Genomic DNA, 20,346 nt, shown 5'->3' on the forward strand with positions numbered 1-20,346 from the left:
CCTTTTCGGACATACTCCGCACCATGAGCCACACGAAGGCGGCCGGGGCGGACGGGACAGCCGACGGTGAGGAGTCCACCCTCACCGTGGTCGTGGCGGCCCTCGCCAATCTCGGCATCGCCGTGGCGAAGGCCGTCGCCGGGCTGATCAGCGGATCGAGCGCGATGCTCTCCGAGGCGGCCCACTCGGTCGCGGACACCGTCACCGAGGTCATGCTCCTCGCCGCGCTCAAGCGGAGCGGGAAGCCGGCCGACGAGGACCATCCGCTCGGTTACGGCCCCGAGCGGTACATCTGGGCCATGCTCGCCTCGATCGCCACCTTCGTCGGCGGCGCGGTCTTCGCCGTCTACGACGGGGTGCACACGCTGGTCGCGGGCGAGGAGCTGGGCGACCCGCTCGCCTCGTACGTCGTCCTCGGCATCGCCTTCCTGCTGGAGGGGTTCTCCCTGCGCACCGGCGTCAGACAGGTGCGGCGCGAGGCGGCCCGGCTGCGGGTGCCGGACTCGTACTATCTGCGCCACACCCCCGACACCGCGGTGAAGGCCGTCGTCATGGAGGACTCGGCGGCACTGATCGGGCTGCTGCTGGCGGCGGGCGGGCTGCTCGGCGGGCAGCTGACGGGGTCCGGGGTCTGGGACGGGATCGCGTCCTGTCTGATCGGGCTGCTCCTGGTGTACGTGGCCTGGGTGCTCGGCCGGTCCAACGCGCAGCTGCTCATCGGGCGCCCGCTGCCGGCGGCGATGCGGGCGGGGGTGCGCGAGGAGCTGCGGTCGGTCCCGCAGATCGTCGACGTACTGGAGCTGACCACGCTCATCCAGGGGCCGGCCGAGATCCTGATCGCCGCGAAGGTCGACTTCCGGGACATGGCCACGGCGGCGGAGGTCGAGTGGGCCTGCGAGGAGGCGGAGGCGCGGCTGAGGGAGCGGTTCCCGTCGGTGCGGCGGGTCTATCTGGACCCGACGCCGGGGCGCGGACAGCGGCGGCCCCCCGCGCGCTGAGGGCGGGCTCCCGGTCCTTACGCGGCCGGCTCGGCTTCCTCCCGCACCGGCGCGTCGCCGTCCTCCAGCAGCCCCGCCGCGTGCAGCAGGTACTCCGTCATCGGCTCGTAGGAGCGCGGGTCGGTGACGTGGTCGTCCAGCGGGACGGTGACCTGGAGGGTGCCCTCCGACTCGCCGAGGAAGAGGGCCGGGTCGTTGCAGTCCGCGTAACCGATCGCGTCCAGCCCGCGCTGCCCCGCGCACCCCGCCCAGCCGTGGTCCGCGACGACGAGGCCGGGCAGCGGGCGGCCCCGGTGGGCCATGGCGTCCAGGATGGCCGCCATCGGGGCCGGGGAGTGCGTGTGCCAGAGGGTGGCCCCGCGCTCCAGCATCGCGACGTCCGCGAACTGGACGACGAGCCCCTCGTCCGCGATCAGCCCCGACGGGATGCGGACGATCTCGCAGCCCGCGCGGCGCAGCGCGTCCGCCGTGCGCCGGTGCACGTCCAGCAGGCCGCCGGGGTGGCCGGTGGCGAAGAGGACCCGCTCCCGGGCGCCGGCGGCCTTGCGCAGCCGGGCCGCCATCCGCTCCAGGGCGTCGACCGTCAGCTCGGGGTCGATGGTGTCCTGGCCCGCCCGGTGCGCGGGGTCGTCGTTCACCCCGCACCGCTCGGCCATCACCGCGAGCACGTCCTGCTCGTCGGTCCAGCGGTCGCCCAGCTCCAGGCCCAGCCAGTAGTGGCGGTCGCCGTTGGCGAGCTTGCGGTAGTGGGAGAGGTTGTTGTCGCGAGGCGTGGCCACGTCCCCCGCGATACGCGTACGGACGAGGTGGTCGACGAGTGCGGCGCGGCTGGGTATCGGCATGCGTCCATTGTGCCGTCCGGGGTGCCGGGTGTGCCCGGTGTCCCGTACGGCGGACACCTCCGCCCGGGTCCGGCCCCACCCCGCCCGCCGGGGCCCGTAACCCCTCCGGGGGCTCTCCCGGAAAGTCTTCCGGGTCTGTTCACCCACGTGTGACCTGGCCCTTCCCCGGCCGGACGGCGGGGCGGGTCGAATGGGAACACCAAGAGGTCTGGACCAATTGAGATACGCCAATCCGCTGTCTCATTCCCGTTCACCGCCTCGGTCTCGCGCAAGTGGTCTATACCTTTGGCAGTAGGGTGGGCCACCTGAAACGGGTACATACGCAGCCGTGGGGGGCTATATGACCGTGCATCACCTTCCGCAACCTCCGTCCGACGACGAGCTGTACTGGTACTTCGGGCCGCAGCGCCGCTGGGTGCTGGTGAGCAGTTCGCTGGCCTTCGTCTTCACGGCCGCCACGATGTTCGCCTTCGCCTTACGCACCCCGGCCCTCTGGGCGTTCCTCGCGGTCCTCGCCCTCAACGTCGTGGCGCTGGCGCTCTCCTCCGTCAACAGCCTCCGCCAGCGGCGGCTGACCCGGGCCTCGCACGAGGTCCTCGTCCGGGCCTGGCAGCCCGCCGAGATGCCCACCGTGGACCTGTACCTGCCGACCTGCGGCGAACCCCTGCCCGTGCTCGACAACGCCTACCGCGCGGTCGCGGCCCTGGACTGGCCGGGCGCGCTGACCGTGTGGGTGCTGGACGACGGCGACCGGCCCGAGGTCGCGGAACTGGCCTCCCGGCACGGCTACACCTACGTCGTCCGCCCCGACCGGGGGCACCTGAAGAAGGCGGGCAACCTCAACCACGCGCTGAAGCTGAGCAGTTCGGAGTTCATCGCGATCCTGGACGCGGACTTCGCACCCCGCCCGGACTTCCTGCGCCACCTCGTCCCGTACCTCGCGGACCCCGCCGTCGGCATCGTGCAGAGTCCCCAGTGCTTCGACACCGACGGGACGATGGGGTGGATCCAGCGCGCCGCCGGCTCGGCCCAGGAGTGGTTCTTCCGCTGGATCCAGCCGTCCCGGGACGCCAGCGACGCCGCGATCTGCTGCGGCTCCAACGCCGTCTACCGGCGCACCGCGATCGACCTGGCGGGCGGCTTCGCCCGGCTCGACCACAGCGAGGACCTGTACACCGGACTCGCCCTGCACGAGCAGGGGTTCCGCACCCTGTACGTCCCCGTCCTGGTCGCCAAGGGCACCTCGCCCGACGAGCTGACCTCCTACGTCAACCAGCAGTACCGGTGGGCGATGGGCAACCTCCACCTCCTCGGGACGCCGGTCCTGAAGCGGATGCGGGCGCCCTGGCGGATGCGGCTCTGCTTCTACGAAGGTGTCGTCGGCTACCTCACCACGGCCGTGAACACCTTCGCCGCGCCCCTGCCGCCGCTGGTGATGATGTTCTGGTACCCGGACCACATCCGGCCCTGGCACGTGCTGCCGCTGCTCGCCCCGCTCTGGCTCTGGCACGTGCTGCTGCCCCGGATCAGCCGGACCCGCTGGCGTCTCGAGGTGATCCGGGCCAACGTGCTGACCAGCGTGGCGGCCGCCACCGCGTTCTGGCACACCCTGCGGGGCCGCAGCGCCGCGTGGGTGCCCACGGGGGTGCGGACCAGGGGGAGTTCGGGGTCGATGGCCCGCCGGGTGGTGGGCGTCTCGCTGGTCTGGCTCGCCCTCTCCAACGGGGCCGCCGCGGCCGGGCTCGCGCTGGCCGTGGCCCGTAACGGCTGGGAGCCCAACTGGGGGCTGCTGCTCTACCTGGCGGTGCAGCTCCAGATCAATGTGCCGCTGATCCGGGACCTGTGGACCGAGCTGCGTCCGGGAGCGGGAACCGGCGCGGAGGCGAAGGCAGCGGCCCCGACGGGGGCGGTGGCGGGCACGGGGCCGGGGACCGGACCGGGGGCGAGCGGTCTGCTCGACCGGCTCCGCTCCTCCCCCGCCGGGGTGCTCCCCCGCCGCTGGCCCGAGACCCTCGCCGCCTCCGCCCTCCTCCTGCTCACCGGGCTGCTCGCCTCGGGATGGGTCAACCCGATGCTCCCCTGGTCGAGCTGAGCCGCGCCGCCCCGAGCCGCCTCGAAAGGCCTCACCACCATGCCCTTCCTCCTCGCTCCCGGCCCCCGCCCAAAGCGCCCCGCCGCCCCGCCGCCGCCCGCACCGCCCGCCGGACGCACGGGCGGTGAGTCCGGGCCGAGCCCGCACCGCTCCGCCTTCCGGCCCGACATCGAGGGGCTGCGCGCGGTCGCCGTCCTCGCGGTCCTCGCCTTCCACGCCGAAATCCCGGGCCTGGCGGGCGGGTTCGTCGGCGTGGACGTCTTCTTCGTCATCTCCGGCTATCTGATCACCGGGCTGCTGGTCCGGGAGGCCGTCTCCACCGGCCGCATCCGGCTCGGCGACTTCTTCTCCCGCCGGGCCCGGCGGCTGCTGCCCTCGGCCGCCGTGGTGCTCGCGGCGGTCGCGGTGGCCGGGGCCTGGCTGACCGTACCGCTGCGCCGCACGGACCTGGAGTACGACGTCCTCGCGGCGGCGCTCTCCGTCGCCAACTGGCGCTTCGTCTCCCAGCAGACCGACTATCTGGCGGCCGGGCACGACCAGAGCCCGCTGCTGCACTTCTGGTCGCTCGCCGTGGAGGAGCAGTTCTATCTGTTCTGGGCCCCGCTGCTCGCGGTGGCCGCCCTCCTCACCACCCGTGCCGTGCGGCGGGGGCGGGCCGTGCGGGCGGTCGTGGCGGTGGCCACCGGGGCGCTGGTCCTCGGCTCGTTCGCCCTCTCGCTGCGCTGGACGGCGGACTCGGCCTCGCTCGCGTACCTCGGAACGCCCTCGCGCGTCTGGCAGTTCGGGGTGGGGGCGCTGCTCGCTCTGCTGCCCTGGCATCTGCTGCGCGGGCCGCGTCCACTGCGGCTGCTGTGCGGCTGGGGCGGGGCGGTGGCGATCGGCTGGTGCGTGGTGGCGTACGACGCGTCGACGCCGTACCCCGGCCGGGCGGCGCTCGTCCCGACCCTGGCCACCGCCGCCGTGATCCTCGCCGCGATACCGGGGCGGGGCGAGCGGGAGGCCCAAGGCGCTTACGGGGTGGGCCGGTTGCTCGCGGGACGGGCGCCCCGGGCCATCGGCCGGCTCTCCTACACCCTCTATCTCTGGCACTGGCCGGTGCTCGTCCTCGCGGAGGCCCGGCTCGGCACGCTCGGCTGGCCCGCGCGGACGGCGTGGACGCTGGCGGCCGTCCTCCCCGCCATCGCCACCATGCGCTGGGTCGAGCAGCCGCTGCGCCGCAGCCGTACGGTCTCCGAACTCCCCCGGCGCGGACTGGCGGTGGGCGTCTCCGCCATCGTGCTGCCGGTCGCGCTCGCCCTGGTCGTGGGCACCGCGACACTGCACCTGATGGGCCCCGCCACCCCGGTCGACGTCAAGGGGCTGCCGCCGGGGGCCGCTTCGGGCCCCTCGCTGCTCGGGGGCGCGGCGGCGGACGGCCCGGTGGTGCCGAACCCGGTGCAGGCCCGCGAGGACTTCCCGCCGGACGGGGACTGCCAGGTCGCCCCGGAGGTGACCAGCAGCCCGAAGTGCCTGTTCGGGGCGGTGGACAGCCCGGACCGGATCGTGCTGCTCGGTGACTCGCACGCGGGCCAGTGGTTCTCCCCGATGCTGGCGCTGGCAGCCCGACGCGGCTGGGCGCTGCAGGAGTTGGTCAAGCAGGGCTGCCCGCTCCCGGAGCTGGCGGTGACCAGCCCGCAACTGGGCCGCGCCTACCGGGAGTGCGACACCTGGCGTGCCGACGCCCTGGACCGGCTGCGTACGGGGCCGAAGCCCCGGCTCATCGTGATCGCCTCGCTCAACCGGTACACCACCGACCGTGAACTCCTCGCCACTGCCTGGGAGAAGACGCTCAGGCCGCTGCGGGAGACCGGCGCCCCGATCGTCTACATCGAGGACACCCCCGTCCCCGGCTCGGACATCCCGGCCTGCGTCTCCGGCGCCCCGGCCGACGCGGCCGCCTGCGCGTTCGACCGGGCGGAGGCGGTCCGGGACGATCCGCTGGCCCGGCGGATCGCGGCGGGCGCGGTGCCGGGCGTGCGGACCATCGGTGTGAACCAGGTCCTGTGCCCGGGGGACGGCCCGACCTGCCCGGCGGTCCGGGAGCGCATCCTGCTCTACCGGGACGACGCCCACCTCACCAACGCGGCGGCCGTCGTGCTCACCCCGCGCCTGGAGCGGCTGCTGACGGAGGCGGGCGCGCTGCCCGCCACCACGACGCCCCCGGCCGCCCCCGCCCCCGGGCCCGACGGCTGGACCGAGCTGCTGCGGGACGACTTCGACGGCCCGGCGGGCACCCGCCCCTCCCCCGCCCACTGGCAGTACGACCTCGGCACCTGCTATCCCGGCTGCCCGGCCCCGCGGTGGGGGACGGGCGAGATCACGACCATGACCGACTCCACGCAGAACGTGCGCCTGGACGGCCGGGGCGTGCTGGAGATCGTCCCCACGAGGAAGGGTGAGCAGTGGAGTTCGGGGCGGATCACGACCGTGCGCTCCGACTTCGCGCCACCGCCCGGCGGGGTGCTGCGGATCGAGGCGTCGATCGCGCTGCCGGAGGTGACCGGGGCCGGGGCGGCGGGGTACTGGCCCGCGTTCTGGACCCTGGGCGCCTCGCTGCGCGACGGGTACACCGGCTGGCCGGGCGTCGGTGAACTGGACATCATGGAGTCCGTCAACGGCCGTGACTCCGTGTTCGGTTCGATGCACTGCGGGGTGCTGGAGGGCGGCCCGTGCCGGGAGCCCGTGGGGCTGACCTCGGGTCCGCAGCCGTGCGCGTCCTGCCGTACGGAGTTCCACACGTACGCCGTGGAGGTCGACCTCGGCGCGGACGAGGTCCGCTGGTACCTGGACGACCGCGGGTACTTCCGGGTGCGGGCGGAGCAGATGGACCGGCGGACCTGGCGGCAGACCGTGGACCACGGGGTGTTCCTGATCCTCAACGTGGCGATCGGCGGCACGCTCCCGCTGGCGGACGGCGCGACGGCGGGACCCGCCACCGAGCCGGGCCGACCGATGCGGGTCGACCACGTCGCCGTACGGACCAGGGAGGGCTGAGCGCGGCCGTCGGAGGCCGTGGACCCGGCTCGCACGTTCCCGTGCCGGGCGGGCCACGGCCACGGTCGTACGGCCGGCCTCGCCCGGCGCGTGCCGGGCCGCACCGGGTCGGCGCTCACCGCCGCGCGTCAGACCGGCTCGGACTCCGCACCGTCCGGGAGCGGGCGGAGGGAGGCCCAGATCCGGTCCGGGAGGATGCGGGCGGCCTGCCGGAGGTCGATGTCGTACGTGCTGGAGAGCCAGCGGCGGGCGGTCTCCTCCACCGGGCCCATCACGAGCACTTCGAGGATCGGGTCGGGCAGGGGCAGCACCGCGCCGGACTCGACGTGCGGGCGCAGCCAGTCGGCGACCGCCGCGAACCTGGTCTCCTTGAACGAGCGGATCTCCTGGGCGTGGGCGGTGAGATGGCCGGAGTACGCCGAGGCGTGGAGGAAGAGGGCGACGTCGCGGTGCTCCTCGGTGAACCTCAGGTAGTGCCGGACGATGACCCGTACGCCGGCCCGTACCGTACGCGTACGGGGCAGCCCGGCGAACACCTCGTCGCACAACTGCCCCATGCAGCGCAGGTAGAGCTGGGCGGCGAGCCCGTCGAAGCTGCCGAAGTGGTGGTAGAGGCTCCCCAGGCTGACCCCGCTGGCCGCCGTGACCGCGTTCACCGTGAAGCCCTGGCGGCCGCAACTGGTGTGCACCTGGAGGGCCGTGGTCAGGAGCCGGTCGGCGGTGGCCTCGCCGCGCTGCTGCTTAGGAGTCATGCATCAGGAGTCGCGCTCGGGAGCCGTCACGTTCATGTCGGCGAGCCTAGCGCAGGCCCCTCTCCCCGGGACCTCGTCGGTCGAGGCCTCTGACCAGGGCTTCGTCCGGTCGTCCCGCCGGTCCTTCGGCTGCGCGCGGCAGGCCGTGCGGAGGGATCGGCCCCGCGCGGGTCCCTCCCCCGTTGCACTGGGGACCCGCGCGAGCCGTCGTACCGGAAGTATCCCCCCACGCACGGCACGGAGTCGAATGATTTTCTAGAATTCTCTTCTACTCAGGGGCAGTTCGCACCGATGCCCGGCGGCAGCTCACGGCACCACGGAGAGCACCGTCACCACGGTCACCGTGGAGATGGCGGCCTGGAGGTTGCGGATGGCCTCCCGCACGCTCACCCCCGCCCAGTGACCGTCCGAGATCTCCGCCATGCGCGGGGCCACCTGCTTCTTCGGCAGCCCGGGGAAGGTCTGCGGGTGCATCCCCGTGGCGTGCACCAGCGCGACCAGGGCGCTGGTCCGGGCGTCCGGCACCGCCCCGTCCAGCACCACCGAGGCGAGCCGCGCCCGCAGCTCCCGCTCGACGGACCCGTCGGCCTCCGGATAGCGGCGTACGGGGAAGAGGCCGAGGGCCCGGTGCCGCTCCTCGGTCACCAGACCGCGGGCGCAGAGGCTGTCGACGACGTCCTGGGAGCCCTTCACATGCTCCCGGGTCAGCCAGTCGACGACCTTGCGGCTGCTGGAGGCCCCGTGGACCCAGCGGACCAGCCGGTCGAGCCGCCCGTCCAGGAGGGGGTCACCGGTGGGCGTCGGGTCGAAGACCTCGACGCGGCCGCCCTTCACCGTGACGCGGCCCGCCATCACCAGCTCCAGGAGCATCCCGGCCGCCACGCCCCAGCGGGCCGCCGACTCCCCCTTCGCCGCGCCGGTCGTGTCGTCCAGCGACAGCAGCATGATCTCTTCGCCCAGCGAGACGGCCATGGCGGAACTCCCCCGTGCTCTCTTCACTCTCTGTCACCCTCGTGGTTCTGACCGGACAGACGTGAAGAACGGGACAAGGGTTGCCCGCCGGGTGAAACTCCTGCTCAGAACGGGTGCGCGGGCGGCCGGCCCCCACTCGGTCCGGGCGTCTCCTGCTCGGGCCGGGCGCCTCCCCCTCGGCCGGGGCGCCTGCCACTCGGTCCGGGAGCCACCCGCTCGGGCCGGCCCCTCCCCCTCGGGCCGGGCGGCTCCCCCCCCTGGTCCGGGCGCCTCCCGCTCAGGCCGGGGATGTCCCGCTCAAGCCCGGGGATGTACCGCTCAGGCCGGCCGTCGCCCGCTCAGGCCGGTTCCGCGGCGGCCGCCGCGAAGGCGCCGCGCGCCAGCCGGTGCAGCAGCGCGGCGGTGGCCTCGCGGCCGGGGCGCGCCTCGGGGCGGGTCTCCGGCCGGGCCAGGTGCGGGGTGGAGTTCAGCAGGCCGAAGACGGCGTGCACGGTGACACGGGCCTCGTTCTCGGCGAGGGCGGGGTAGAGGGCGCGGACGACGCCGACCCAGACCTCCACGTACTCCCGCTGGAGGCGCCGCACCCGCTTGCGGTCCGTGTCGCGCAGCCGGTCCAGCTCCCGGTCGTGGAGGGTGATGAGGGGGCGGTCGTCGAGGGCGAAGTCGATGTGGCCCTCGATGAGCGCGTCCAGGAGCGCCTCCGGGGAGCCGTCGCCCCGGGCCGCGTCCTCCGACACCCGCAGACGGCCGCCTTCGAGGAGCCGCTCACTGATCCCGACCAGCAGCTCGGCGAGCATCGCGTCCTTGCCGGGGAAGTGGCGGTAGAGGCCGGGGCCGCTGATCCCGACCGCCGCGCCTATCTCGTCGACGCCGACACCGTGGAAGCCGCGCTCGGCGAAGAGGCGCGCGGCCTCCCGCAGGATCTGCTCGCGGCGGGTGGGGGCCGCGACGCGGGCGGCGGCATGGGTGCTCATGAGGATTCATTCTAGACAGGGCCGTTAGCGCTCGTTAACCTGAGGGAAACGCGTTAACGCTCATTAACGGAGCGCAGATGATCGCGGTACGGGCAAGGGGGCTCGACACGATGCAGCAGGCACCGGTCCTGGCGAGCGCGGCCGATCCCGCCTCGGAGGCCTGGCAGGCCAACGAGGCGGCGCATCAGGCGCTCTCCGACGAGCTGGCGGGGCGCCTCGCCACGGCGCGGCTGGGCGGGGGTGAGAAGGCCCGGGCCCGCCACGAGGCGCGCGGCAAGCTGCTGCCCCGGGACCGGGTGGACACCCTCCTGGACCCGGGTTCGCCGTTCCTGGAGCTGGCCCCGCTGGCGGCCGACGGGATGTACGGGGACCAGGCCCCGGCCGCCGGGGTCATCGCGGGGATCGGGCGGGTCTCGGGCCGGGAGTGCGTGATCGTCGCCAATGACGCGACCGTCAAGGGCGGCACGTACTACCCGATGACCGTGAAGAAGCACCTCCGCGCCCAGGAAGTGGCCCTGGAGAATCGTCTCCCCTGCCTCTACCTGGTCGACTCGGGCGGCGCCTTCCTGCCGATGCAGGACGAGGTGTTCCCCGACCGGGACCACTTCGGGCGGATCTTCTACAACCAGGCCCGGATGTCGGCGGCCGGGATTCCGCAGATCGCGGCGGTGCTGGGCTCCTGCACGGCGGGCGGGGCGTACGTCCCGGCGATGAGCGACGAGGCCGTGATCGTCCGGAACCAGGGCACCATCTTCCTCGGCGGACCGCCGCTGGTGAAGGCCGCGACCGGTGAGGTCGTCACGGCGGAGGAGCTGGGCGGCGGCGAGGTGCACTCCCGGATCTCCGGCGTCACCGACCACCTCGCGGAGGACGACGCGCACGCCCTCCGCATCGTCCGCAACATCGTGGCCACCCTCCCGGACCGGGGCCCGCTCCCCTGGCCGGTCGAGCCGGCCGAGGAGCCGAAGGTGGACCCGGCGGGGCTGTACGGGGCAGTGCCCGTCGACTCCCGTACCCCCTACGACGTACGCGAGGTGATCGCCCGGGTCGTGGACGGCTCCCGCTTCCAGGAGTTCAAGGCGGAGTACGGCCAGACGCTGATCACCGGCTTCGCCCGCGTCCACGGCCACCCGGTGGGCATCGTCGCGAACAACGGCATCATGTTCGCGGAGTCGGCCCAGAAGGGCGCGCACTTCATCGAGCTGTGCGACCAGCGCGGCATCCCGCTCGTCTTCCTCCAGAACATCTCCGGCTTCATGGTCGGCAAGGACTACGAGCACGGCGGCATCGCCAAACACGGCGCCAAGATGGTCACGGCGGTCGCCACCACCCGCGTCCCGAAGCTGACGGTCGTGGTCGGCGGTTCGTACGGGGCGGGCAACTACTCGATGTGCGGCCGGGCCTACGGCCCCCGCTTCCTGTGGATGTGGCCCAACGCCAAGATCTCCGTCATGGGCGGCGAGCAGGCGGCCTCGGTCCTGGCCACCGTCAAGCGCGACCAGCTGGGCGACGGGTGGAGCGCCGAGGACGAGGAGACGTTCAAGGCCCCGATCCGCGCCCAGTACGAGACCCAGGGCAGCGCGTACTACGCCACCGCCCGGCTCTGGGACGACGGCGTGATCGACCCCGTGGACACCCGCCAGGTCCTCGGCCTCGCCCTGACCGCCTGCGCCAACGCCCCGCTGCCCGAGAAGGACCCGGCCGGGCCCGGCTTCGGCGTCTTCCGGATGTGAGGAACAGATGACGACGATGTTCGACACCGTGCTGGTCGCCAACCGCGGCGAGATCGCCGTCCGGGTGATCCGGACCCTGCGCGAGCTGGGGGTGCGCTCGGTCGCGGTCTTCAGCGACGCGGACGCGGACGCCCGGCACGTACGGGAGGCGGACACGGCGGTCCGGATCGGCCCGCCGCCCGCCGCCGAGAGCTATCTGAACGTGCCGGCGCTCCTGGAGGCGGCCCGCCGCACGGGCGCGCAGGCGGTCCACCCGGGGTACGGATTCCTCGCGGAGAACGCCGAGTTCGCGCAGGCCTGCACGGACGCGGGCCTGACCTTCATCGGCCCCCCGGCCTCCGCGATCGCGCTCATGGGCGACAAGATCCGGGCGAAGGAGACGGTCGCGGCGTACGGGGTCCCGGTGGTCCCCGGCTCCTCGGGCAGCGGCCTCACGGACACCCAACTGGAGGAAGCGGCAAGGGAGATCGGCACACCGGTGCTCCTCAAGCCCTCGGCGGGCGGCGGCGGCAAGGGCATGCGCCTGGTCCGGGACGCGGCGGTGCTGGGCGAGGAGATCGCGGCGGCGCGGCGGGAGGCGCGGGCCTCCTTCGGCGACGACACGCTGCTCGTCGAGCGGTGGATCGACCGCCCGCGCCACATCGAGATCCAGGTGCTGGCCGACGCCCACGGCAACGTGGTGCACCTGGGCGAGCGCGAGTGCTCGCTCCAGCGCCGCCACCAGAAGATCATCGAGGAAGCCCCTTCGGTCCTCCTCGACGAGGAGACCCGGGCGGCGATGGGCGAGGCCGCGGTCCAGGCGGCGCGGAGCTGCGGCTACGTCGGCGCGGGGACGGTGGAGTTCATCGTCCCGGGCAGCGACCCGTCCTCGTACTACTTCATGGAGATGAACACCCGCCTCCAGGTCGAGCACCCGGTCACCGAGCTGATCACCGGCCTGGACCTGGTGGAGTGGCAGCTGCGGGTGGCCTCCGGCGAGCGACTCCCGTACGCCCAGGAGGACATCACCCTCACCGGCTGGGCGATCGAGGCGCGGGTCTGCGCCGAGGACCCCTCCCGCGGCTTCCTGCCCTCCGGCGGTACGGTGCTGGCGCTGAGCGAGCCGCAGGGCGGCGGGGTGCGGACGGACTCGGGGCTCAGCGAGGGCGTGCCGGTGGGCAGCCTGTACGACCCGATGCTGTCGAAGGTCATCGCGTACGGCCCCGACCGGGCGACCGCCATCCGCAAGCTGCGGGCGGCCCTGGCGGACACGGTGATCCTGGGCGTCCCGACCAACGCGGGCTTCCTGCGCCGCCTGCTCGCCCACCCGGACGTGGTCTCCGGCAACCTGGACACCGGGCTGGTGGCGCGCGAGGCGGAGGGCCTGGTGCCGGACGGCGTCCCGGACGAGGTGTACGCGGCCGCGGCGGCGGCCCGCCTCGACACGCTGGCGCCCCGGCCGGACGCGGGCGGCTGGACGGACCCGTTCTCGGTGCCGAGCGGGTGGCGTACGGGGGGTGTGCGGGCGCCGCTGCTCTTCCCCTTGCGCGTAGCGGGAGTTGAACCCGTCACGCAGAGCGCCCCGGCTGTCGCGACCGTCACCCCCATCCGGGTCACGGTCGAACTCGACGGCGTGACCCACCACTTCCACCGTGACGGCGACTGGCTCGGCCGGGACGGCGACACCTGGCACGTCCAGGACCACGACCCGGTGGAGGCGTCGCTCAGCGGGGCGGGCCGGGCCGGGGCGGACACGCTGGCGGCCCCGATGCCGGGCACGGTCACGGTGGTGAAGGTGGCCGTCGGTGACGAGGTCGAGGCGGGGCAGAGCCTGCTCGTGGTGGAGGCGATGAAGATGGAGCACGTGATCTCGGCCCCGCACGCGGGGACGGTGACGGAGCTGGACGTCACGGCCGGAGCGACGGTGGCGATGGACCAGATCCTGGCGGTCGTGGCCCCGCTGGCCGAGGGGCAGGACCCGTCATGAGCGCTCAGGATCTCCCCATGAAGGTCCCGGCTCCCGGCCTCCCCGCCCGGGTCCGCATCCACGAGGTGGGCGCCCGGGACGGCCTCCAGAACGAGAAGGAGACGGTCCCGACGGAGGTGAAGGCGGAGTTCATCCACCGCCTGGCGGCCGCCGGACTGTCGACCATCGAGGCGACGAGCTTCGTCCACCCCAAGTGGGTTCCCCAACTGGCGGACGCGGAGGCGCTGTTCCCCCTCCTCGGCGACATCGCGGAGGCGCGGGAGGTCGCCCTCCCGGTCCTGGTGCCCAACGAGCGCGGCCTGGAACGGGCGTTGGCGCTCGGGGCCCGGTCGATCGCGGTGTTCGGCTCGGCCACGGAGACGTTCGCGGCCCGGAATCTGAACCGTACGGTCGACGAGTCGCTGGCGATGTTCGAGCCGGTGGTGGCGCGGGCGAAGGCGGACCAGGTCCACGTGCGCGGGTACCTGTCAATGTGCTTCGGGGACCCGTGGGAAGGCGCGGTGCCGGTCGCCCGGGTGGTGAAGGTCGCCAAGGCCCTGATGGACCTGGGCTGCGACGAGTTGTCGCTGGGCGACACGATCGGGGTGGCGACGCCGGGCCACGTAAGGGAGTTGCTGACAGCGCTGAACGATTCCGCCGTCCCGACGTCCTCGATCGGCGTCCACTTCCACGACACGTACGGCCAGGCGCTGTCGAACACCCTGGCGGCGCTCCAGCACGGGGTGACCACGGTGGACGCGTCGGCGGGCGGCCTGGGCGGCTGCCCGTACGCGAAGAGCGCCACGGGCAACCTCGCCACCGAGGACCTGGTCTGGATGCTGAACGGCCTGGGCATCGAGACAGGCGTCGACCTGGCCTCCCTCACCGCCACCAGCGCCTGGCTGGCCGAACACCTGGGCCGGCCGAGCCCATCCCGCACGGTCCGCGCCCTGACCCCTCCCCCTTCTTCCTCTCCCACAAGGAGTGAGTGACCCCATGCCCCTGGACCACCGGCTGACCGCCGAGCACGAGGAACTGCGCCGCACGGTCGAGGAGTTCGCGCACGACGTGGTCGCGCCGAAGATCGGCGACTTCTACGAGCGCCATGAATTCCCGTACGAGATCGTGCGCGAGATGGGGCGGATGGGCCTGTTCGGGCTGCCGTTCCCGGAGGAGTACGGCGGCATGGGCGGCGACTACCTCGCGCTCGGGATCGCCCTGGAGGAGCTGGCCCGGGTCGACTCCTCGGTGGCGATCACCCTGGAGGCCGGGGTCTCCCTGGGTGCGATGCCGCTGCACCTCTTCGGCACGGAGGAGCAGAAGCGCCGGTGGCTGCCGAAGCTGTGCGCGGGCGAGGCGCTGGGCGCCTTCGGCCTCACCGAGCCGGACGGCGGCTCGGACGCGGGCGGCACGCGGACGACGGCGGTGTTGGACGAGGCGACGGACGAGTGGGTGATCAACGGATCGAAGTGCTTCATCACCAACTCGGGCACGGACATCACCGAGTTGGTCACGGTCACGGCCGTGACGGGCCGCAAGGAGGACGGCCGCCCGAAGATCTCCGCGATCATCGTCCCCTCCGGCACCCCCGGCTTCACGGTCGCGGCCCCCTACTCCAAGGTCGGCTGGAACGCCTCGGACACCCGCGAACTGTCCTTCGCCGACGTCCGCGTCCCCGCCGCCAACCTCCTGGGCGAGGAGGGCCGGGGCTACGCCCAGTTCCTGCGCATCCTGGACGAGGGCCGCATCGCCATCTCCGCCCTCGCCACGGGCCTGGCGCAGGGCTGCGTGGACGAGTCCGTGAAGTACGCCGCCGAACGCCACGCCTTCGGCAAGCCGATCGGCGCCAACCAGGCCATCCAGTTCAAGATCGCCGACATGGAGATGCGCGCCCACATGTCCCGCATCGGCTGGCGCGACGCGGCCTCCCGCCTGGTGGCGGGCGAACCGTTCAAGAAGGAGGCGGCGATCGCCAAGCTGTACTCCTCCACGGTCGCGGTGGACAACGCCCGCGACGCCACGCAGATCCACGGCGGCTACGGCTTCATGAACGAGTACCCAGTGGCCCGGATGTGGCGCGACTCGAAGATCCTGGAGATCGGCGAGGGCACGTCGGAGGTCCAGCGGATGCTGATCGCCCGGGAGCTGGGACTGCCGGGCTGAGCCTGCTGCTGTCTGCTGGTTGCTGTCCGCTGTCTGCTGTCTGCTGTGCCGACATGACCGCCTCTGCCGCCTTGGAACGCTCCAGGGCGGCAGGGGCGGTCATCTTCCACCGCGCCCGGTGGTCGGGGGCGGGGCCACCGCTCGGCCGATCACGTAGCGCCCCGGGCAGCGCCCCGTCCCTCCCCTGCACCGAGGAGTACGCATGACCTCGATCACCGGCGGGGGGATGAACAGGAGCGGTAGGGCGGCTGGTACCGCCGGTTCCGCGTCGGCGCGCTCGGTGACCAGGGCGAGGACGCGGCCGCACGTGATGCCGGGCCCGGCCGGGACGGGCTCCTGAACGCCCCGGAGCGCGTGGTGGCCCGGGGCGGGTGGCAGCCCCGGGCCACCGGCCGGTGGCCCGGGGCCCGGGGCGGTCAGGGAGGCGGCGCCACGGACCCCGGAACCGTCCCCTACCGACCCCCCGGCACCCTCACGCCGTCCTCCGTCACGTACTTCACCCCCGCGTCGCTCTTCGTGATCGTGAACGCGTCCAGGACCTCGCCCACCGCCTTGTCCGTCGTCGAGCGGTCGTCCCACTTGGCCGCCACCACGGACTCGTAGCGGATCGTGTCCTTGGTGACCGTGATGCCCTGGAACGTCGACGTGTGGGCCGCGCGGGCCACCTGCGTGGCGCCGTTGCGGGTCCAGACGTTGTCGTCGGCCGGGGAGAGTTCGTAGTACTTCGGGCCGGACATCGCCACCGCGTAGACCGGGCCCGTCGTCACGCCCGGGGTGTCCGTCGCGTCCGCGTCGACGTAGCCGCGGGCGTAGACGTGGTCGTGGCCCATCAGGACCAGGTCGATGTCGTTGCGCTGGAAGACCGGGAGCCAGGCGTCCCGGACGGGCTTCTCGTCGCGGCCCACCGCCGCCGAGAAGACCGGCTGGTGGAAGGTGGCCACCGACCACTTGTTGGGGTTGTCCGCCAGGATGTGGTCCAGCCAGCGGGCCTGGAGGTCCAGCCAGAGCTTCTGGGGGTCCGGGCAACCCTCCGTGCAGGCAGGGAGGTTGGGCGGCGTCATCAGCTCGCGGGCGTCGTGCGTGCTCGCGTTGAGGGTGATGAAGCGGACTCCCTGGTAGTCCGTGTAGTACGCCGTCTCCGTCAGGGACTTCGCCATGTGGGCCTCATAGGCGGCCCGTTGGCGTTCCGCCGGGGTCTCGTCCTTCGCGGGGACGGGCGTCGGGCCGTTGGCGGGGTACTCGAACGTCGACTTCCACGTCTTCAGGAACAGGTCCGCGTTGTACTCGTGGTTGCCCGGCGCCGCGATCACGTTCGTCGTCTGGCTGCGGCCGTTCATCGCGCCGAACCACTCGTCCCACTGGCCCGCGTTGCCGCCCGAGTCCACCAGGTCGCCCGCGTTGACGCTGCCGACCGCCTTCGGGAAGCGCTGGTAGGCCAGGTCGACGACCGGGGCCCACTTCGCCTTCAGGTCGTTCTGGGCGTCACCGAAGTAGAGGAACGTGAACTCCTCGCCCGGGCGGCCGGCCGAGGTGAAGGCGTGCTGCTCGCTCAGCCTGTCGCCCGTGCCCACGCGGTACTCGTACCGCGTCCCCGGCTTCAGGCCCTCCATCACCGCCGAGTGCGTCCGCGTCGGGACCCCGCTGCTCAGCAGCTCCTCGTTCGTCACCGCCTCCGCCTTGCGCCAGGCGGCGTCGGAGCCCGCCTCGCGGTACCGCACCTCGCCGCTCGTCGTCCCGCTGCCCGTCCGCCACGTCACCGCCTGGGAGGTGGCGGGGGTCGCCGTCGGGGTGAGGACGATGCGCTCCGGGGCCACGCCCGGCGCCTCCAGGTCCGGGTTCACCGTCAGGGCCACGTCGAAGATGTGCATGATGCCGCGGTCCGTGCCCTGCGGCAGGACCACCGACCGTACGCGCTTCTTCGCGTCCAGCACCTGCGGGACCGTGCCGAAGACCACCGTACGGGTCGTGTCCGACGTGCCGTTCACCTTGTTGCGGCCCTCGGTGACCACCAACGGGACGTTTCCGTAGAGGTAGTTGGTGCCGGGCGTCCAGTCCGTGAACTGCACCGCCACGTTCTGCGTCGAGCCGTCCTCGTACTCGACCCTCGCCATGCCCTGTGACGGGCCGTTCGTCGCCAGGCCCAGGAAGGAGATGCCCGTCGCCTTGGTCCCCCTGCCGTTCCCGCCGGTCAGGTTCACCCGCTGGCCGTGCGGGATCCAGTTGTCCGGCTGTCCCTGCTTCGCCTTCGGCCAGGTGAAGGTCACACCCGTGTCACCGAGCGGCAGCTTCGCGCCCGGTGCCGCGCCCGCCGCCGCCAGCTTCTCGCGGGAGAGGGAGTTGTCGCTGAGGTCGAGCGAGCCCAGCCCGCCCCGGCCGTCCGGCGTCGAGCCGGTGTTGTTGCGGGCGTCGGAGCCGTCGGTGTACGAGGGGGGTACATCGGCCGGGCCGGTGCCCCAGGTACCCGGGGTAGCGCCCATCGTGTACGTCAGCACGCCGCCCGCCCGGGCGAAGTCCTCGGACAGCCAGGACTGCGTACGCTGGGCCCCGTTGACCTTCAGGGCCGTCACATAGGGCCGGTCCGCCGCCGCGCCCTCCGCCCTGACCGTGATCCGGCGGTCGCTCCCCGCGCTGTCGATCACGATCCGGTCGAACATCGGTGAGCTGAGCACCAGGTTCGCCGTGCCGTACACCATCGGGTTCATCCCGAGGTTCGCCCACACGTACCAGGCGCTCAGCGAGCCCAGGTCGTCGTTGCCCGGCAGGCCCGACGGCGTCGTGTCGTACATCTCGTCCGTGGCCCGGCGCAGCACCTCCGACGTACGGTCGGGCCGGCCCAGCCAGTTGTAGACGTACGGCATCGAGAAGCTCGGCTGGTTGGAGAGGTAGGCGCCCGTGGTGTTGTAGACGCCCGCGTCCAGGGACCTGGTGTGCTCGTCGAGGTCCCGCGTCACCTGCTCGGCGCCGCCCCGCTTCTCGATCAGCGTGCCGAGGTTCTGCGGGACCATCCAGCCGTACTGGTATCCCGTCGCCTGCTCGAACTGGTTGCCCCGCTCACCGAGGTTGAAGGAGCGGTCGAAGCCGTTGCGGCCGCGCGGGCGGATGCGCTGCGTCTCGGGGTCAAGCAGGTTCTGCCAGTTCTGCGCCCGCACCATGAACTGGTCGTGGGTCGCCTTCTCGCCCAGCCTGCCCGCCAGTTGGGCGATGGCGAAGTCGTCGATCGCGTACTCAAGGGTCTTCGACGTTGCCGAGTCGCCCTTGCCGTTGTCGATGAAACCGGCGCTGAAGTACTGCTGCGCGTGCGCCCGCTTCGTCGTGCCGGCGGGCAGTTGCTGCGTCTTCCGCATCGACGCCAGCGCCGCCTTGCGGTCGTAGTCCACACTGCCGAACGCGTCGATCGACGACAGGACCACCTGGAGCGAGTCGCCGCTCATCTTCTGCTGCGACTGGTTCAGATGCGGCCAGTTGGGCCAGGCGCCCGTCTGCTTCACCAGGTCCACCAGCGACTGGTTGATGTCGTCCCCGACCTTCGGGAAGAGCAGCGCGACGAGCTGGGCCTGGCCCCGGTACATGTCCCAGCCCGCGTACGTCACGTAGTGGTGCCGGCCGGGCGCCACCTTGCGGATCTTGCCGTCGTGGCCCGGGTACTGGCCGTTCACGTCGTCGGAGACGTTGGGGTGGAGGAGGGAGTGGTAGAGCGCCGTGAAGAACTTCACCCGCTCCGACTTGGTCCCGCCGGTCACCTTCACCGTGGACAGGGCGTCCTTCCACGTCCGCGCGGTCGCCTTCCGCACCTGGTCGAAGGTGCGGCCGCCGGTCTCCTCCTCCGCGTTGCGGGCCGCGTTCGCCACACTCACATAGCTCAGCCCGGTCCGCGCGGTGACCGTCGCGCCCTTCGGGAAGACGAGGTACGCCCCCGAGCCGTGCTGGGCCGCACCGCCGCGCGCGCTCGCCGCGCCCGGGGTGACCTCGCCGCCCTGCCAGGTGCCGTACGAGGTGAAGGCGCGGTCGAAGGTCGAGGAGAAGTAGGCCCGGTAGCGGCCGCCCTCGTCGCAGACCGACGCCGTCTCGACCCAGCCGCTGACCGTACGGCCCTCGACCTTCACCTCGCTGTCGAAGACCCGGTTGTTGGAGCCCGCCACGTCCAGGATCAGCGTGGCGGAGTCCTTGCGGGCCGGAAACTCGTACCGGTTGACGGCGGTTCGGGTGGTCGCCGTCAGCCCGGTCTCGACTCCGTTGCCGAGGCCGACCGTGTAGTGGCCGGGGGCGGCCGTCTCGTCGCGGTGGTCGAAGTCCAGGTAGTACGGCTCGATCCCCGCGCCGGGGCTGGTCGGCAGCGCACCCCCGTCGAGCCTGCCGGTGTAGGGCAGGACCGGGAAGTCGAAGGCGCTGAACCGGCCCTCGCAGCCGGTGCCGGAGAGCCGGGTCATCCCGAAGCCCCGGAGCTTGTCCGCGCTGTACTCGTAGCCGCCCTTCCGGTCACCGTCCGAGGAGCGGTACGTCGTCGGGCTCGACTGGACCATGCCGAACGGGGTCGTGGCGCCCGGCCAGGTGTTGCCGTACGCGCTGTTGCCCTTGTTCTGCGTCGGGTCCAGCTCCGTGCCGATGAACGGGTCGACGGCGTCGTACGCGCTGATCGTGGAGGCGCGGGGCGTGACGGCCGACGCGCCGGCGGTGGCGGTCGCCGTGGCCGGGGCCGGACCGGCGAGCAGCGCGCCGGACGTGAGCGCGGCCACGGCCACCGAGCGCCACCTGGCGTGTCTGCGCCGGGGGTTCGGGGGTCCGGTGGTGGCGGCGGGTTCCCGCATGTGCGGTCCTCTCGGGAAGGCGGACGGAGGGCGGAGG

12 protein-coding genes are annotated in these 20,346 nt (G+C 72.8%); 7 read left to right on the forward strand and 5 right to left on the reverse strand.

Annotated elements, in window-relative coordinates; all coding sequences use genetic code 11:
• The first annotated feature begins 23 nt into the window (after positions 1–23).
• On the forward strand, positions 24–998 hold the full coding sequence (locus tag ACQ9ZG_RS10600) for a cation diffusion facilitator family transporter (protein WP_109916865.1): 975 nt from the start codon (positions 24–26) through the stop codon (positions 996–998).
• 17 nt (positions 999–1,015) lie between these two features.
• On the opposite strand, the gene ACQ9ZG_RS10605 is transcribed toward ACQ9ZG_RS10600, so the two are convergent.
• Positions 1,016–1,840: a phosphatase gene (locus tag ACQ9ZG_RS10605; RefSeq protein WP_499280360.1), complete on the reverse strand. Its 825-nt coding sequence runs from the start codon at positions 1,838–1,840 to the stop codon at positions 1,016–1,018.
• Positions 1,841–2,180: 340 nt separating this feature from the next.
• Between ACQ9ZG_RS10605 and ACQ9ZG_RS10610 the strand changes: the two genes are divergently transcribed.
• On the forward strand, positions 2,181–3,932 hold the full coding sequence (locus tag ACQ9ZG_RS10610; protein ID WP_499280361.1) for a glycosyltransferase family 2 protein: 1,752 nt from the start codon (positions 2,181–2,183) through the stop codon (positions 3,930–3,932).
• Positions 3,933–3,971: 39 nt separating this feature from the next.
• Positions 3,972–6,965, forward strand: a complete 2,994-nt coding sequence (locus tag ACQ9ZG_RS10615; RefSeq protein WP_499280363.1) for an SGNH hydrolase domain-containing protein — start codon at positions 3,972–3,974, stop codon at positions 6,963–6,965.
• Between the two features lie 128 nt (positions 6,966–7,093).
• Here ACQ9ZG_RS10615 and ACQ9ZG_RS10620 read toward each other — a convergent pair whose 3' ends face one another.
• The 3 genes from ACQ9ZG_RS10620 to ACQ9ZG_RS10630 form a co-directional block, all read right to left on the reverse strand.
• Positions 7,094–7,717, reverse strand: coding sequence for a TetR/AcrR family transcriptional regulator (locus ACQ9ZG_RS10620; protein ID WP_499280366.1), 624 nt, complete (start codon positions 7,715–7,717; stop codon positions 7,094–7,096).
• Positions 7,718–8,023: 306 nt separating this feature from the next.
• The gene (locus ACQ9ZG_RS10625) at positions 8,024–8,689 is read right to left on the reverse strand and encodes a GOLPH3/VPS74 family protein (RefSeq protein ID WP_028418474.1); all 666 of its coding nucleotides are present in this window, start codon (positions 8,687–8,689) and stop codon (positions 8,024–8,026) included.
• A gap of 338 nt (positions 8,690–9,027) precedes the next feature.
• Positions 9,028–9,663, reverse strand: a complete 636-nt coding sequence (locus tag ACQ9ZG_RS10630; protein ID WP_028418473.1) for an SACE_7040 family transcriptional regulator — start codon at positions 9,661–9,663, stop codon at positions 9,028–9,030.
• A gap of 110 nt (positions 9,664–9,773) precedes the next feature.
• On the opposite strand from ACQ9ZG_RS10630, the gene ACQ9ZG_RS10635 reads away from it, so the two are divergent.
• Genes ACQ9ZG_RS10635 through ACQ9ZG_RS10650 form a run of 4 tightly spaced genes read left to right on the forward strand, consistent with a single transcriptional unit; the run spans position 9,774 to position 15,504 of the window.
• Positions 9,774–11,396, forward strand: coding sequence for a carboxyl transferase domain-containing protein (locus ACQ9ZG_RS10635; RefSeq protein WP_109916919.1), 1,623 nt, complete (start codon positions 9,774–9,776; stop codon positions 11,394–11,396).
• Between the two features lie 7 nt (positions 11,397–11,403).
• Positions 11,404–13,362 (forward strand): acetyl/propionyl/methylcrotonyl-CoA carboxylase subunit alpha, encoded by a 1,959-nt coding sequence (locus ACQ9ZG_RS10640; RefSeq protein ID WP_499280367.1) that lies wholly within the window; start codon positions 11,404–11,406, stop codon positions 13,360–13,362.
• Positions 13,359–14,333: a hydroxymethylglutaryl-CoA lyase gene (locus ACQ9ZG_RS10645; protein WP_181398387.1), complete on the forward strand. Its 975-nt coding sequence runs from the start codon at positions 13,359–13,361 to the stop codon at positions 14,331–14,333. Before ACQ9ZG_RS10640 ends, ACQ9ZG_RS10645 begins: the two co-directional genes overlap by 4 nt.
• A 4-nt stretch (positions 14,334–14,337) precedes the next feature.
• On the forward strand, positions 14,338–15,504 hold the full coding sequence (locus ACQ9ZG_RS10650) for an acyl-CoA dehydrogenase family protein (RefSeq protein WP_109917243.1): 1,167 nt from the start codon (positions 14,338–14,340) through the stop codon (positions 15,502–15,504).
• Between the two features lie 452 nt (positions 15,505–15,956).
• Here the strand turns inward: ACQ9ZG_RS10650 and ACQ9ZG_RS10655 are convergent, their stop codons facing one another.
• Positions 15,957–20,309, reverse strand: coding sequence for a GH92 family glycosyl hydrolase (locus ACQ9ZG_RS10655; protein ID WP_499280369.1), 4,353 nt, complete (start codon positions 20,307–20,309; stop codon positions 15,957–15,959).
• Positions 20,310–20,346 lie beyond the last annotated feature (37 nt).

Origin of the sequence: Streptomyces araujoniae (assembly GCF_050871195.1) — a bacterium.
GTDB lineage: Bacteria > Actinomycetota > Actinomycetes > Streptomycetales > Streptomycetaceae > Streptomyces > Streptomyces bacillaris.